This window comes from Paenibacillus hexagrammi (assembly GCF_021513275.1).
Lineage (GTDB): Bacteria > Bacillota > Bacilli > Paenibacillales > NBRC-103111 > Paenibacillus_E > Paenibacillus_E hexagrammi.
The window spans coordinates 4,254,567-4,270,442 of record NZ_CP090978.1 but is presented as its reverse complement, the minus strand read 5'-3'; the positions used below and the strand labels follow the sequence as shown (position 1 = coordinate 4,270,442).

Sequence of the window (15,876 nt, the reverse complement as noted above, 5' to 3'; positions counted from 1 at the left end):
AGAAAGAGATGTTAATGTATAAAGATTATATGAGTTCGTCCCTTTCAGTGGACATTATGAGAGCTATCCAAGAGAAATATACTATTTCACAAGCGGGCTATGAAAATATGTACGAGATCACCGAAATTAGCTATGGGGCTCATGATGGACATGATGGTTTTATTGTTACAGTTTACATTCGCCCTATACGGATGGAGCATGTGGACCGACTAACGTTTCATGTTATTCCTAATCTCATTCAATTCGGTAAAGGGATTAAACTCTTGAAATATGAAAAAGCGATCACTACCAAACAATTCTAACGAAGCGGTTCACCATAACATACATGAAAGTGCAGATGCTTGGAGTCCTGGTATTGGCCTAAGTTGGTGAGGACCCTGCAAGCACCGTGCTGGGCCGTTACCTGCGCCGCGATCCTTTTAATGACTTCCATGAGTTCGAGCAAGAGTTCATTGTCCCCTGATTCGAGTGTAAGCAGGGAGGGAATATGTCTTTTAGGGATGGCAACAATATGAACCGGATAAAACGGACGAGTGTGGTGATAAGCGAGCACGTTCTCCGTCTCCAATACCTTGTTTACCGTAGTACGGCCGCTTAAAACCTCTTCGCAATAAAAATCTTCCGTCAACAGGATCGCCTCCAATTCATTTAAAGGACATACTTCTACACCAGTATTGCATCATTCATGCAATTACATCAAATATTACTTTCCTCCGAAAAAGGGACATGTGAAGATAGGCAATGCATCTTGGCTGGTACTAATAAAACTTAGTACTTTTCTAATTGAAGTAAATCATATAATTTATGTGATATATGTAAATTACTGATTAATGAAATGCTCAAGTTTATTATGAAGAAACATTTTTGTGGATTTGATAGATCAGTATGGTATAGTAGGAGATTTCATTTCATCGAAAGGAATGTGAAAAGGTGAACATTACAAATCTTCGCTTGATCGCTTTTTCAACATGTATCTTTGCAGTTTTTTTGTTTATTATTGATGGTTTATATATTCACAATGGACAGCAATTTGATGGAATGGGGCTCATTTCAACATTCATTTTACCACCAATCGGTATTATTTCTGTAATTGCTGCACGAAAAAGATCGGGTTCTATTCTGGATAAAATGCTGATTGTAATGAATCTAGCTGCTTTTTTCTCTTTTTTATTTTCATGTTTGTAGGAACATTATTTTTTGGCCCATAATAAAAAGAACAATGACTATTAAGAAGACCCTCGAGAACATGCTCAGGGTCTTTTTACCGACTTTATTCATTGGGAAAATCTCACTGTAAATTATAGTTGCAACAGCAACTATTCAGGAGTATTATATTTAGTGGCAAGTGCAACTATCTAAATCGAACTCCGCCTGAAAGGAGGCTAAACGTGTGATTGAATCCAAAAATTCTATAACCAGATGGGTTTCGCTTCTATATCGATATGGTCAGATGTATATAGGGGACCGGCTGAAGGATTATGACATTGGCAAAGGTCAGCATATTTTTTTAAATGCTTTATATAAGGAGGATGGTTTAACCCAGGAGGAGATCTCTGATTATTTAAAGATCGATAAAGGTACGACAGCAAAGGCACTCAAGAAGCTTGAAGAGCAGGGGTACATAACCCGGAAGGCAAGCGAGAAAGATAAAAGGTGCAATCATGTTTATTTGACAGATAAAGCCTTGGGTATTAAGGGAGATGTAAGAGCGGTTCTGACCGGCTGGACGGAGCGGCTGACACAAGAGTTTACCGAAGAAGAGAAACAGATGGCCCATAGAATATTGGAGAAAATGGGAAGCAACGCCGCGAAATTCGCAGCAAACAGTGAAAACTAACAAGATTGAACATGACAGGGCAGGTGTTTCTAATGAATCTTCGACATGCGGGAGCTGCTTTTGTTGATCGGCATTTTCATGCGCTCACACACCGCAATTACCGCTATATGTGGCTAGGACAGTGCGTATCGCTTATCGGCACTTGGATGCAAAATATTGGTCAGTCCTGGCTAGTGCTCACTTTGACCGGGTCACCTTTCTTGCTGGGGCTTGTGGGCGCCTTTCAGTTCACACCAATTCTATTGTTCTCTTTATTTGCAGGAGTCATCGTCGATAAATTTCCCAAGAAAAATATACTGATTGTTACGCAATCGATTTCGATGTTGCTGGCTTTTACTCTGGCAATCCTTGTATTCACGGACACGGTCAGATACAGCTACATTCTTATACTAGCCCTGCTGCTTGGGCTGAACAATACGTTCGATATGCCGACCCGACAGGCGTTTAATATCGAAATCGTCGGCAAAGAGGACCTGATGAACGCGATCGCTCTGAATTCGACGACCTTTAACATGGCTAGAATTATTGGTCCGTCGATTGGAGCCGTTATGATGGCTTGGTTGGGAGCGGGTTGGTGTTTTCTGCTGAACGGGATCAGCTTTATCGCAGTAATTTATGGGATTACCCGCATCCAAGCAGCACCTTATGTCCGGCAGAAGAAATCTAACGAGAATATGTGGAATGAAATCAAGGACGGGCTTCGGTATATATCCCGTGACCCGCTTCTATCTGAGACACTGCTGCTGGTAACGGTCGTCGGTACGCTTGCTTTTAACTTTAATGTCCTTATTCCGGTCTTTACGAAAAACGTGCTGCACATGGGAGAGACCACGTATGGCACTTTGATGTCCTGTCTGGGAATAGGCTCCTTTATCGGGGCTCTAACGATGTCGCTGCGCAGTAAAAAAGGCCCGCGGCTAACCTTAAGCATCATCGCCAGCCTCGTGGTTTCTGGATGTCTTGTGCTGAACGGCCTCAGTTCCTCCGTACTGTTATGTGGGTTTGCGCTCGCGATGACCGGATTCTTCAATATCATGTTCTCAACCAATAGCAACTCTAACTTGCAAATGAATGCCAAGGAGGAGTACAGGGCGCGCGTGATGAGTGTCTATGCGCTGGTTTTCGCCGGCTCTACGCCGATCGGTAACTTGCTGGCTGGGTATATAGCGGATCGTTTCGGAGCTAACGGTGCATTCTTAACCTGTGGCATTCTGAGTGCGGTACTCAGTCTTGTTATTATTTTGAAATATAAATATAGATCCGGCAAATTAAATCAAGCGCATGCTTGATTTTTTTGCAATATCATTTATAAGTTTCACTCCATAATTCGGCTTATATTCGTCTGAGCAGCTGATATTGCCGGGGAAATAATAACGTTCCTATATAGGAATTTAAGACTATAAAAGGTAGGAATAAGTAGAACTTAATTCCCATTTTCTGAAAAAAGGGATAGAAAGTTCTTTTGAAATCCATTTTTTGGGTTGTCAAATGATAGGGCATCTACTACAATGTTCTTTAGATTCGTGTCAGAAATGGAGAGGAAACTACCATGTTTGGCTTTTTAAAAAAATGTTTGTCTCATCAAAACCGAAGCAGCAGCCTGTTTCAATGAATGATTACAAAACCTTGGAAATTGATGTCGTGATCAAATGCTTTGTTTCCGATAAAGATCGTCCTTTTCGTGTCATTTTCAAAGTGGACAAGCAGGGCTCGTTTTTTACAAAAGATATTTTTGTCAAGCATGTAGACGCGAACACACAGTATGAACTGATGAGTAACTTCTCCGTACTTGGCATGAATATGGAAGATTTGCAGCGCTATGGGGCAACCGACCATGCTGAGTACAGTTTTATTACACTTGAAGAGGCGAAGAAAGCCAAGGAAACTACGGTTGAGTATGTCCGATTTCTGATCCGTGAGCATAAACAAGTCTCTCTAGCAAAAATTTCTTAATATAGATACAAGAAAACCGAGCCCACTCGATCGAAGGCTCGGTTTTTGTATTTGTTATTGCGCTTGTTCCTTTGTCATTTGCAGCAATTCCTTCAATCTGAACTGGCGCAGCTTTGTGATGGCTGTGTATTTGGTTTCTCCGCTCTTCATTTCGAAGTAGACTTTTCCGTCCTGAATGCCGCTGATCTTGGCAATGTTTGCGTAGCAATCGGTGTTTACTTTGAAGAATTTCGGATTCTCCGTAAGACCGCTCACCTCTTCACTAGACATGCGTTTTTTTATGTTGTAGTTTTTACCATGAAAGCTGACAAGACCATGCTCTCCGACCCTGAAAAACATAATGTCCTTTTCCAAAACAAAATCCTCGTACGTGTTTCTTACATTGAGCGCTACATTCATGTGTGCTTCCCCCTCATCTATAATGTGAACGCTTTCATTTGTTGCCGCTTTCATTTTAACATATTTTACTCGAATGTAAAAGGTCCTTAGACCTGTATCCAAAACGAGAAGCTCCCCCGAAATGGGAGAGCTCCTGTCGAAAGTTGAGTCTATTCGCTGCAAACAGCCAGCATTAGTATCTTTTTAAAACATTCTGGGCCACCCATACGCCTGCAGCGCCAGCTTGCGCCAACCCGCGGGTAATTCCAGCGCCGTCTCCGCCGCAATACAAGCCCTTGATCTCCGTTTCAAACCCTTCCGTTAATTTCGGACGAGCCGAGTAGAACTTAGCCTCTACGCCGTAGAAGAGCGTGTGCTCCGCGGCGATACCCGGTGTTACTTTTTCCAGGGCATGAATCATCTCGATCAGGCTCTTCATCGTGTTGTATGGAAGCACCAATCCAAGGTCTCCAGGTACCGCTTCTTTCAAGGTTGGCTCCAAGAAGCCTTCGCGAATACGGTCTTCAGTTGATCTGCGTCCACGGAGGATATCGCCGAATTTCTGTACGATAACGCCCCCGTTTGAGAGATCGTTCGCTCTTTTACAAATCTCCCGTGCATATTCGTTCGGCTTGTCGAACGGCTCTGTGAATTTATGCGATACCAGCAGAGCGAAGTTGGTATTGCTAGACCCGAGCGCAGGGTCTTTGTAGGAATGTCCGTTGGCAGCCATGACGCCGCTGTGATTCTCGACCACAACGTGACCGGACGGGTTGCTGCAGAACGTGCGAACACGCGTACCTACGGAAGTATTGTAGATGAACTTGCCTTCATATAAATGCTCGTTGATTTCGCGCATCACGACATCGGATGTCTCCACGCGGACGCCGACGTCTACTTGATTGTTGTACATGCTTAGACGGCGTTTTTTGAGCACCTGAGTCAGCCACGCGGAGCCGTCGCGCCCAGGAGCGAGCATCACATGCTGGCCGCGGATTTCCGTTCCGTTTTTGAGCAAAATCCCTTGAATGATATGCTTGCCGTCGTCCTTGACGGTGATGATGTCTTCAACTTCTGTTTTGAACTGCATATCAATGCGGGTTTTCAAATGCTCGTAAATGGATTGCAGAATCATCAGATTCTGCTCGGTGCCTAAGTGACGAACCTGCGCGCGAAGCAGCTTTAGCCCGGCAGCGTAAGAACGCTGCTCAATTTGCTTGACAGCTTCCGTAGTCGGATCTGTAATCTGGGGAGTTGCACCGTGCTGCAGGTTGATTTCATCCACATAACGGATCAGCTCGAGCACCTTGGAAGGAGCCAAATAATCCGTCATCCATCCGCCGAACTCGGTCGTAATGTTGAATTTGCCGTCACTGTAAGCGCCGGCGCCGCCGAAACCTGCAGTAATCGAGCAGGCAGGCAGACATCCGGAGAAATCCTTCTTACCGGCGGGAGGAGGGCAAAGCTTTATTTTATTTTCCAGAATCGGGCAGCTGCGATGGTAAATATCGTGTCCTTTGTCTACTAGAAGAACCTTGGCGTCGGGCTTGCGAAGCGTCATTTCATAGCAGGCAAAAATACCAGCCGGACCTGCACCGACTACGATCAAATCATACATGCTCATTACCGTCTCCTTTGGTTGTACGTTCGTAAATTGCCTTCAGTGAACACAAAAAATCCCAGCCACCCGGATGTGCAAAAGCAGCATCCGATCGTAGCTAGGAAGTTATGGCTCCCTCTAGAGACCCTCAAGCCAATTCTCGAGGATATACGAACGTTGTATGTAAGGTTGACTGTTGTTTTGTGAACATGATTATCATAATACGTATGATATTTCAGTGTCAATACGTTAATGTTCGTGAAATGTGGATAATTAAGAATTTGTTAACATTTTGTATCTTCAAGCTAAATGGATCGACAATGCTAGTGCTGAGCTTCCGGACCCATATGTGGAATCGATAGGTTTTGCACGAATCATGCTGCTTTTTTAATTCCGATAAATGGATTTATTTTCATATAAAGGAGTTGGTTCCAAAACGTAATAGAATGCAAGAGACGAAAAGACCTAATAGCACAAAAAAGTTCGAATTGTATAAATACACGAAATGTGACTTCGGTCCATAATGATACATATTGGATGTCTAGAATTTGTAGGATTTGTCGAAGGGGGCATTGGATGTGTAAATAAATGTTGAACAGCACAGGATTGCTCAGATTCAAGGAAAGCCATGATAGGAGGGGAAAGGTTTGAATCATCATCTATTATTCAGCAATCATTCATTTCGCAAAGTAATGTCCTATGTGATGATGCTTTGCTTAGTAGCAAGCTTTTTGCCGCCGCTGCAGGCTTCGGCAGACGAAGGAAGTCCGCTGGCTATATTTTCGGACGATTTTGAAAGCGGACAAGCGGCCAACTGGACGACATACGCTTCTAACGACAATCGAGGTCAGTGGAGTGTAAACGCTGCCAAGCAATACACCATTGATGGAGTGCCGGGCGCCAAGACCATCGCGCAAGGTACAAGCTTCAAAGATCTCGTATATGAAGCCGATTTCCAAGTGAAGGGGTATAACTCTGATTCGACAGGAGTTCTGTTCCGTGTTGGCGATAAAGTGACCGGAAATGTATCCGACGGTTACACCGGCTACTATGCTTCAATTAGTATCGATAAGCAGGTAAGACTAGGCCGGGTTACTGGTGAGAACGGGGATGTTTGGAAGGAGCTCGCCGTTCATCCGATAGCCTCCACCTCCGGACATATGAAGGTAGTTGCCATCGATAATCACATTCAAGTCTATGTGAACGATATGGTAACGCCGCAGATTGATTACATCGATAACGACGGCAGCCAGATCACTTCAGCGGGCGCTATCGGTCTTAGAACCTGGTGGGGCACTTCGACCATTGACAATATCGTGGTGAGAGAATATTCGGATCAAGCAGCTGCTAAACCGGTGTTCAGTGCCGCTGAGGGCATCTATTCGACGCCGCAATCCGTCACATTGTCCTCCGCTACGCAAGGGGCGACGATCCGTTATACGACGGACGGTACTCAGCCTAATGAGACATCGCCTGTATACACGTCACCGATTCGGGTAGCATCCTCTACCTTGATCAAAGCCTATGCAGAGTATGGCGGAGAGATGGTTTCCGATACGTCCAGTGTTTTCTATATCATCGGAACGGCTGAAGAGGCGGTTCATGATGACTTTGAAAGCGCAAACACCGTGACCTGGTCGACCTATAGAGGCAATGGTAACGGAGCATGGTCGGTATCGGGCGGCCGCTATCAAGTGACGGATCCGAGAGGGGATAAATCGGTTGTCGACGCTGTTTATGAGAATTTCATTGCAGAAACGGATATCAATCCTAATAACAGCGGTCAAGATAACGGAATCATCTTCCGTGTGAGCGATCCGGGTGACGGAGCCGATAACATGAGCGGCTATTATGCGGGTCTTCACAAAGATGGAACCGTTATTATCGGCAAAATGGATTCCGAGGCTAATAGCGGCAATGGAGCCTGGACACAAATTCGCAAGGATGTGTTTCCTAACATCAAGGCGAATGCCGACAATCATATGAAAGTGGTTGGTATCGGAAACCAGTATTATGTATTCGTCAACGGAGGTCTGGCTGTTCAATTCACCGATTCCAGCTACACAACAGGAACGGTAGGTCTTAGACCTTGGAACGACAATCAAAGTGTATCTTTTGATAATTTCACTGTAACCCGTTTATCCAATGTGATGGAAACGGTATCTAATCCGGTATTCACACCGGCAGGGGGAACTTTCACAGATTCCCAGCAGGTTACGCTGACTACAGCTACTCCGGGTGCAGCCATTCATTATACGACGGACGGCAGCACGCCTACTAACAACTCGGCTGTATACAGCTCGCCAATCACACTGACTGATACAGCTACGGTTAAGGCTTACGCAACCAAGGATGGCATGCTGGACTCTGAGATACAGAGTGCTGTATTTACCAAAGCAGTTAGCAATCCGATAGGTGATTTCAACGACGATTTCAATGATATGAACATCAGCAATTGGACGACCTATCAGGGCAGCTGGAATGCTAATGATGGCGCACTCCATGTCAATAACGGAGCTGGTTATAAAGCGGTTGCGAACGGAACCGATTTTGCCAATTTCACCTATGAAAGCGATATTTCCATTTCTGGAGGAACGGACAGCAACAACGCAGGTGTGATCTTCCGTGTTAGCAGCCCGTCGAACGGCGCGGATAATTTAAAAGGCTACTACGCAGGCATCGCCGTAAACGGCTTGGTGCAAGTGGGCCGATTTAACAATAGCTGGACGGAGCTTGCTTCCATTCCTTATCCGATTTCTAGAAATACGACTTACCGATTGAAAGTAGAAGCGAAGGGCAGCAACATTGAGGTATACGTGAATGATGTTCATGTAGTAAGTGTGGTAGACCATACTTACACGCATGGAGCAATCGGCGTACGAACCTTCCTCGTGAACACAACGTACGATAACATGGCCGTTCATGACACAGGTGCCGCAGATCTGCCTGAGTATGATTGGTCTTGGGTAAGAGGCGCTGTATTCGTGCCTACGAATGTGGTCAATGAAGTTCAGCAGTGGGAAGAATATGACCATGATATCAACGATCGCGAGCTTTCCTATGCCCATCAATACGGCATTAACTTTGTAAGGGTCTTCCTGCATAACCTGCTTTGGGAAAAAGATAGCGCCCAGCTGCTGGGGAATCTGGAGGATTTCCTGACGCTGGCGGACAAGTACGGCATTAAAGTGGAAGTCGTCTTCTTTGACGATTGCTGGGACGATAATCCGCATCTGGGACCACAGCTGCCGCCTCGATACGGTGCTCACAACAGCAGATGGATGGAAGCGCCTGGCGATGCTGTAAAAGCTGACTACCCGAATCAAAAGCAAAAGCTGAAAGAATATGTACAAGGCGTTGTAAACGCCCACTTGAACGACAGCCGCGTAGCCTTCTGGGATACGTATAACGAACCGAGCAACGGCGAGTCCGGGCTGATGGATCAAGTAACGAAACAAATCATGAACGATGCGCGCATGTGGATCAAAGAGACAGGCTCGAGCATCCCGGTTTCCGCTACTGGCGGCCAATTCTCCGGCGGACCGTTCTCCGACTTTATCACATGGCATCCGTACGAATCTGATTATCCGACTCCGTTTGGAGTGAGTAAGGAAATTCTCGCTGACGAGACGATGAACCGACTGACACAATCTGTTCCAGGTGTTGTCGAGCACTATGGCGACAAAGGAATCGGCTTCGTGATGTGGGAGCTCGGCATCGGCCGCGATAACTGCCGCTTCCCATGGGGCTCCGATGTAACGCCATTGACGTATGAACCGACCGTGCCATTCCATGGTGTTGTTTACCCGGACGGACATCCATGGGATGTCAATGATGTGAAGGCTTTATTGAAAGGAACACCTGGCGCATTCGATACACTTCCTGTTTATCATGTGCAATATTTTGGCGATGAGCAGTGGGCAAATCCGGTGAAAGCATCGATTACGCCGCGTATCGACTTCGATCTCGGCAACGAGCGTGGAACAGGTTCTCCGGATGCATCCGCAGGAATCGGCGAAGATCATTTCTCCATTCGCTGGACAGGAACGATTCAGCCTGCCGAATCTGGTGCGCATACGATCTATGCAGATAGCGACAATATCGCGAAAGTATGGATTGGTGATGCCCTTGTTGTAGACAAGACAAGCAATTCCAGAGAAGAAGTAAGCGGGATCGTGAATCTGACTGAGGGTCACATGTATGCGGTCAAAATCGAGTACGCACACGCAGAAGGCGATTCGAGCTTGCATGTGAAATGGTCGGCATCCGGATTGGACAAACAAGCTATGCTGCCTGTGTATTCAGGTAAAAGTGTGGATTCGGTTTCCCTGCCAATGAGCGAATTGAGCTTGAAAGTCGATGAAAGCAAAACGCTGATTCCTGACTTCGAGCCGATCGATGCAGCGAACCAGCAAGTGACATGGGCATCGAGCAATACGGCGATCGCTTCCGTTGATTCTCACGGTGTAGTTACCGGTGTTGGTCAAGGAACGGCCGATATTACTGTAACGGCTGTCGATACGGCTAATGGAGTGAAAACAGCTGTCGTTCACGTAACGGTAGGAGCGAGTGAATCCTTTAGAAATCCAATCGTTCCAGTAGGATCCGATGCAGGTTCGGCGGACCCGAGTGTAGTCTTTAAAGACGGATACTACTACTATGTAAAATCGGATAAAGATTCAGCCATTCAAGTGGCAAAAGCCAAACGACTGCAAGATATCGGCACATCGCCTCGTGTAACGGTGTACACGCCGCCAAGCGGCACGATGTATTCCAAAGAGCTGTGGGCGCCTGAGCTCACCTATCTGGACGGCAAATGGTATATCTACGTTGCGGCAGATGACGGCAACAACAACAATCACCGCATGTATGTGCTCGAGTCGGATACACAAGACCCTCAAGGAACCTATACGTTCAAAGGCAAAATTGCCGACTCCACGAACAAATGGGCAATTGACGGAACGGTACTTGTTAAAGCGGACAATACGAAGTATTTTGTCTGGTCCGGATGGGAAGGCGATACCAATGTGCGCCAGAACATCTACATTGCTCCTATGAGCAACCCATGGACGATCAGCGGACCAAGGGTGATGATTTCAACTCCAGATCAAGCCTGGGAGCTGAATGGTACACCGAACATTAACGAAGGTCCTGAAGTGCTGAGCAAGGATGGCAAGACGTTCATCGTGTATTCCGCAAGCGGCAGCTGGACGGATGATTATAACCTCGGCATGCTGACAAACACGGATGGAGATGTCTTGAATGCTTCCTCCTGGACGAAATCCGGTCCTGTATTCAGCAAAACAGCATCTGCCTTCGGCCCGGGACATAATTCCTTCACGAAGTCTCCTGACGGTACGGAAGATTGGATTGTATATCACGCAGACAAGAATTCCGGCGGCAGCTGGGGTAATCGCAGTGTGAGAGCGCAGAAATTTACATGGAATGCGGATGGTACACCGAACTTTGGAACACCTGCGGCCTATGGAGAATCCATGAAGCAGCCATCGGGAACGCCGGTTGTTGAGCGCTACAAATACGAAGCGGAAGCTGCGGTATTGGGCGGCGCGGCTGCAGTTGCCAACGAAGATAATGCTTCGGGTGGTAAAGTCGTGGGCCATCTGGATCAAGCGGGCAGCGATTATGTGGAGTTCCAAGCGAACGTAGAGCATGCTGGAACCTATACGCTGATTGTCATGGCGGATAACGGTTCGGCAGGCGGAGCTGCAGCGCAGCAGGATGTTGTGGTCAATGGCGGTACAGCACAGAAGATTGCTTACAAAAATTATGGCTGGAATCATATGAACCCGACATCCATTGATGTAACCCTGCAAGCCGGTAATAATACCATCAGACTGGCTGCGAATGCGAACTTCGCGCAAGTTGACAGCATTATTCTGGAACGTGTTAACAGCGATGGAGCGGCTCCAATTGAATCCATTTTGCTGGACAAGCCAAGTCTGACTGTTACGGCAGGCGCCGCAGCCGAGCTGACGGCCATGTTGAAGCCAGTGGCTTCGTCCAATAATGACTTGATCATTAGCTCATCCAATCCGTCCATTGCGACAGCTGCTAAAACCGGCTCGGATTCGGCATCGGGTATCGTAAACCTGGGAATCCAAGCTCTGGCAGTAGGTACTACGACGATCAAGGTGCAAAGCGCTGCGGATGCGTCCGTCTACGCAGAGTGCGTCGTGACTGTACGCGGATTGCCTACGGAGCCTGATTTAACTGCTTACAAAGTCGATCGTTTTGACAACGCAGCACTAGGCAGCGATTGGTCCATCTTCCAAGAAAGCAGTAGCAATTGGAGCTTAACGAAAAATCCGGGCTTTATGACGATTCATACGACGCCTACGGATGTGTATCAAGATAATAACAGCCAGAATAACGTTTTCTTGCAAGACGTAGCAGCTGACAGTAACTTTGAAATTGTAACGAAAGTAACAGCGCCTATCGCCCTCAACCATCAGCAGGCCGGATTGTTCGTCTGGCAGAATGCCGACAATTTCGTCAAGCTTGCGCATGTGTGGGTTGACGGCAAAACACTGGAAACTGCTTATGAAATCAACAGAACGTATCAAAAGCCGGGTAACTTTGCTCCGCATCCGGGTACGGATACCGTTACACTCAAGATCAAGAAGCTCGGCAACGTGTATACGACCTACTATTGGAACGGGTATGAATGGATTCAAGCCGCAGATCCGGTAACAGCTAACCTAAGCAATATCAAAGTGGGATTCTTCGCGAACAACATTGTCGCAACGAACAACCCCATTGATGCGAAGTTCGATTATTTTGCAGTGAGAACGATTCAAGGCGGCGTTGATCTAGACCCAGCGACCTTAACGCTGCATGCAGGTGAAACCGGCCAACTTCAAAATCAGGGAGCAAGCGGCAGCGATGTGGTATGGACTTCGGATAATACCGATATTGCCACCGTATCGAGCACTGGTTTGGTCACGGCGAAAGCTCCGGGCAGAACAGTCATCCGCGCGGTAACGGAGTATGGTGACTTTAGCTCTCAGAGCATAGTGACCGTGCTTGATGACGCACCGGCACCTGATACTTTGTACAGCACAGACTTTACTGGTGATGCAGTGTCCTGGTCGTCTTATGGCGGCAATTGGACGGTTGTTGATGGACAATACCATGTAAACAGTGGTTCAGGTTACAAATCCGTACTGAATACGCCATCTTTTACAGACTATTCACTCGAAGCCGACGTGCAAATCAAGAGCGGTGAGGAAGCGGGTGTGATTTTCAGAGCATCCAATCCTTCCATTGGTGCTAATGCGTTTGACGGATATTATCTGGGAATCAATGCAGCCAATCAAACCTCAGTGTTAGGTAAAATGGCGAACGGCAGCTGGACGGAGATTGCTTCCAGAAAGCTTCCGATTCATCTGAATCAGAACTATCATTTCAAGCTGAATGTCAGCGGCGGCCATATCCAAGTGTACATCGATGACAATCCGCTGAATGTGAACGCTTATCCAAAATTTGATCTCGTGGACAATACGTACTTAAGCACCGGCCAAATCGGTCTGCGCACATGGAATGCAGAAGCTACCTTCGATAACGTGAAGGTTTCGTCCTACCAGGATTCGCTGACAGGACCAACCTATTCGAACTCGGTGCTGCCTAACGTAGCCGATCCTTACGTGCTCTACTATCAAGGTACTTACTACCTGTACGCGACTACAACCAATTGGAACGGAACAGGTCAAGGCTTTAAAGTATACACGTCCCCGGATTTGGTGCATTGGACCGAACAGCAGCAGCTTGCTCTAAGCAAAGCAGACTCTTGGGGCAACGACCGATTCTGGGCGCCTGAAGTCAGAGAGAAAGACGGAGTCTTCTACCTGTACTATGCGGTTGAAGAACGTCTGGCCGTTGCGACAAGCAGCTCGCCTCTTGGACCATTCGTACAGGATGTGAAACAGCCGATTCATCCGAACACACCGGAAATCGATGCCCATGTATTTACAGACGATGACGGCAAGAGATATATGTATTTCGTTCGTTTCAACAATGACAACGAAATCTGGGCTGCGGAACTAAACGATGATATGAAAACGATCAAGGAAGATACCCTGAAGTTCATGTTCAAAGCGACGCAGGATTGGGAGCATAGCCAAAAACAGCCTGTTGCGGATATCAACGAAGGTCCGTTCGTGATCAAGCATAACGGAACTTACTATCTGACATATTCGGGCAACCATTTCGAGAGCCCTGATTACGGTGTTGGCTACGCAACGGCTCCGACACCAATGGGACCTTGGACGAAGTATGCGTACAACCCGATTATGAAGTCAAATACGATCGTACCGGGAGCGGGCCATCATTCGCTTGTTCAGTCCCCGGACGGTAAAGAACTGTTTATGGTGTATCACACGCATTACCAAGTGGGTCAGACAGAGCCGCGCAAGCTGGCGATCGATCGGGTACATTTTGTACCGCAAGAAAGCGGTCCGGATGCCATGGAAGTATGGGGTCCAACGATTACACCTCAGCTTATGCCTTCGAACCAAACGGATGTTGCGGTAGAAAGCATCACGGTGAAGGCTCCTAACGGAGTTAACGAAATTACGAGCAAAGGCGGTACACTGCAGCTGGCAGCTGACGTGATGCCGGCTGACGCAACGAACAAAGACGTGACATGGTCCATCGCAGACGGATCGGCTTACGCGACCATTACCTCAGCGGGGCTGGTAACAGCCGTTGCCAATGGCAGCGTGACCGTGAAGGCTCAATCCGTGGGCAACCCAGCCGTATCCGGCACGTTGATCCTGAACATCTCCGGGCAGAAGAAGGGCTCGAATGGTTCCGGCTCTAGCTCGGGTGGAGGTTCAAGCGAGCCAACTGGCAGAGCGGAAGGCAGCATGCTGATCCTGCCTGAAGCCATGTCCGATGCGTCGGGAAAAGTGACGGTACAAATCGGAGCGTCCGATTTCAATCAAGTGATCGGCGCGGATGATGCCAGACATGTGGTCATTCAAGTTCAAGTATCCGGCGAAGTGAAAGATGTAAACGTTAAGCTGACAACAGCGCAATTGCAAGCGGCTAAAGAGAAAAAGGTGGAGTCGATCACGCTTGATCTTGGCGGCGTAACGCTTACGATTGATCCGACGCATTTTGCTGACAAGCAGGGCGGGGCAAGCGAGCTTGAGCTGTCCGCTGTCAAAGTAGATAAGGAATCTTTGCCGGCAGAGGCTAAGGCGCTGGTAGGCGAGCATGATGTTTATGATTTCTTTGTTAACGCAGATGGTGAGAAAGTAACTGATTTTGGCGCAAACGGCATTCAGGTCGCCATGAATCATGCGCTTCAACCGGGTGAAGGTCCGAATACCGTTGTCGTCTACTACATCAAGGATAACGGAGAGATGGAGCTCATCAAGAATACGCGTTACAATGAGCAAACCGGTCAAGCTGAGTTTACAGCGACCCACTTCAGCAAGTACGCGGCCGTAACGCGAACCGTAGACTTCCATGACATGGATGAAGCTGCTTGGGCGAAGGCAAGCGTTCAAGCACTGGCTGCGCGAGATATCGTCGATGGCACGGGCGCTCATGAATTTACGCCGAATCAACAGGTTACCCGTGCGCAATTCCTGAAAATGCTGATGTATGCATTCGATCTAACAAGTGAGCATGCAAGCAGTACATTCAGCGATGTGGAGAAGGATGCTTGGTACTACAGCTCCGTATCCGCGGCACAGAAGCTGGGCATTGTGCAGGGTAAAGATGACGGCACCTTTGGCGTAAACGATGCGATTACAAGGGAAGATATGGCCGTTATGGCATACCGCGCTGCACAAGCGGCAGGTATCGATCTGGCTGCGACTGTAGGTACAGCAGATACAGCAGGTGCAGGGGACTTCACAGATCAATCGCAGATTGCAACAGGGACGTCGGATTTCTCAGACAAGTCTGAGATCGCATCCTACGCTGTCAGCAGCGTAGCAGCTATGCAAAAGGCCGGTATTCTCAGCGGCAAAGCAAGCGGACTTTTCGCGCCGAAAGATAGCGCATCAAGAGCGGAAGCCGCTAAAATGATTTACGGATTGTATAAGCTTTACCTAAGCAAATAAATGAAATCAGAAAA

Annotated in this window: 9 protein-coding genes and 1 riboswitch; of the genes, 6 read left to right on the top strand and 3 right to left on the bottom strand. The window is 47.4% G+C overall.

Annotation, left to right across the window (positions count from 1 at the left end; translation table 11 throughout):
* The first annotated feature begins 56 nt into the window (after nucleotides 1-56).
* Nucleotides 57-302 (top strand): hypothetical protein, encoded by a 246-nt coding sequence (locus L0M14_RS19300; RefSeq protein ID WP_235118235.1) that lies wholly within the window; start codon nucleotides 57-59, stop codon nucleotides 300-302.
* On the opposite strand, the gene L0M14_RS19295 is transcribed toward L0M14_RS19300, so the two are convergent.
* Nucleotides 299-631, bottom strand: coding sequence for an HIT domain-containing protein (locus L0M14_RS19295; RefSeq protein ID WP_235122964.1), 333 nt, complete (start codon nucleotides 629-631; stop codon nucleotides 299-301). The two genes, L0M14_RS19300 and L0M14_RS19295, sit on opposite strands and share 4 nt — an antisense overlap.
* A gap of 299 nt (nucleotides 632-930) precedes the next feature.
* Here L0M14_RS19295 and L0M14_RS19290 point away from each other — a divergent pair, with 299 nt between their 5' ends.
* From L0M14_RS19290 to L0M14_RS19275, 4 genes are all read left to right on the top strand, one after another.
* Entirely contained in the window at nucleotides 931-1,185 is a 255-nt protein-coding gene (locus L0M14_RS19290; RefSeq protein WP_235118234.1) for a hypothetical protein, read from the top strand.
* Nucleotides 1,186-1,390: 205 nt separating this feature from the next.
* Nucleotides 1,391-1,837: a MarR family winged helix-turn-helix transcriptional regulator gene (locus L0M14_RS19285; RefSeq protein ID WP_235118233.1), complete on the top strand. Its 447-nt coding sequence runs from the start codon at nucleotides 1,391-1,393 to the stop codon at nucleotides 1,835-1,837.
* 32 nt (nucleotides 1,838-1,869) lie between these two features.
* Nucleotides 1,870-3,126: an MFS transporter gene (locus L0M14_RS19280; RefSeq protein ID WP_235118232.1), complete on the top strand. Its 1,257-nt coding sequence runs from the start codon at nucleotides 1,870-1,872 to the stop codon at nucleotides 3,124-3,126.
* Between the two features lie 319 nt (nucleotides 3,127-3,445).
* Nucleotides 3,446-3,790, top strand: a complete 345-nt coding sequence (locus L0M14_RS19275; RefSeq protein ID WP_235118231.1) for a hypothetical protein — start codon at nucleotides 3,446-3,448, stop codon at nucleotides 3,788-3,790.
* Between the two features lie 54 nt (nucleotides 3,791-3,844).
* Here L0M14_RS19275 and L0M14_RS19270 read toward each other — a convergent pair whose 3' ends face one another.
* Entirely contained in the window at nucleotides 3,845-4,189 is a 345-nt protein-coding gene (locus tag L0M14_RS19270; RefSeq protein ID WP_235118230.1) for a hypothetical protein, read from the bottom strand.
* A gap of 172 nt (nucleotides 4,190-4,361) precedes the next feature.
* Nucleotides 4,362-5,792, bottom strand: coding sequence for an NAD(P)/FAD-dependent oxidoreductase (locus L0M14_RS19265; protein ID WP_235118229.1), 1,431 nt, complete (start codon nucleotides 5,790-5,792; stop codon nucleotides 4,362-4,364).
* A gap of 71 nt (nucleotides 5,793-5,863) precedes the next feature.
* Nucleotides 5,864-5,962, bottom strand: a riboswitch (purine riboswitch).
* 453 nt (nucleotides 5,963-6,415) lie between these two features.
* Here L0M14_RS19265 and L0M14_RS19260 point away from each other — a divergent pair.
* Nucleotides 6,416-15,862 (top strand): family 43 glycosylhydrolase, encoded by a 9,447-nt coding sequence (locus tag L0M14_RS19260; protein ID WP_235118228.1) that lies wholly within the window; start codon nucleotides 6,416-6,418, stop codon nucleotides 15,860-15,862.
* Nucleotides 15,863-15,876 lie beyond the last annotated feature (14 nt).

Coding starts and splice junctions, on each gene's coding strand:
- L0M14_RS19300 (WP_235118235.1), top strand. CDS start 57: ATGAGAGCTATCCAAGAGAAATATACTATTTCACAAGCGGGCTATGAA.
- L0M14_RS19280 (WP_235118232.1), top strand. CDS start 1,870: ATGAATCTTCGACATGCGGGAGCTGCTTTTGTTGATCGGCATTTTCAT.
- L0M14_RS19275 (WP_235118231.1), top strand. CDS start 3,446: ATGAATGATTACAAAACCTTGGAAATTGATGTCGTGATCAAATGCTTT.
- L0M14_RS19270 (WP_235118230.1), bottom strand. CDS start 4,189: ATGAATGTAGCGCTCAATGTAAGAAACACGTACGAGGATTTTGTTTTG.
- L0M14_RS19265 (WP_235118229.1), bottom strand. CDS start 5,792: ATGAGCATGTATGATTTGATCGTAGTCGGTGCAGGTCCGGCTGGTATT.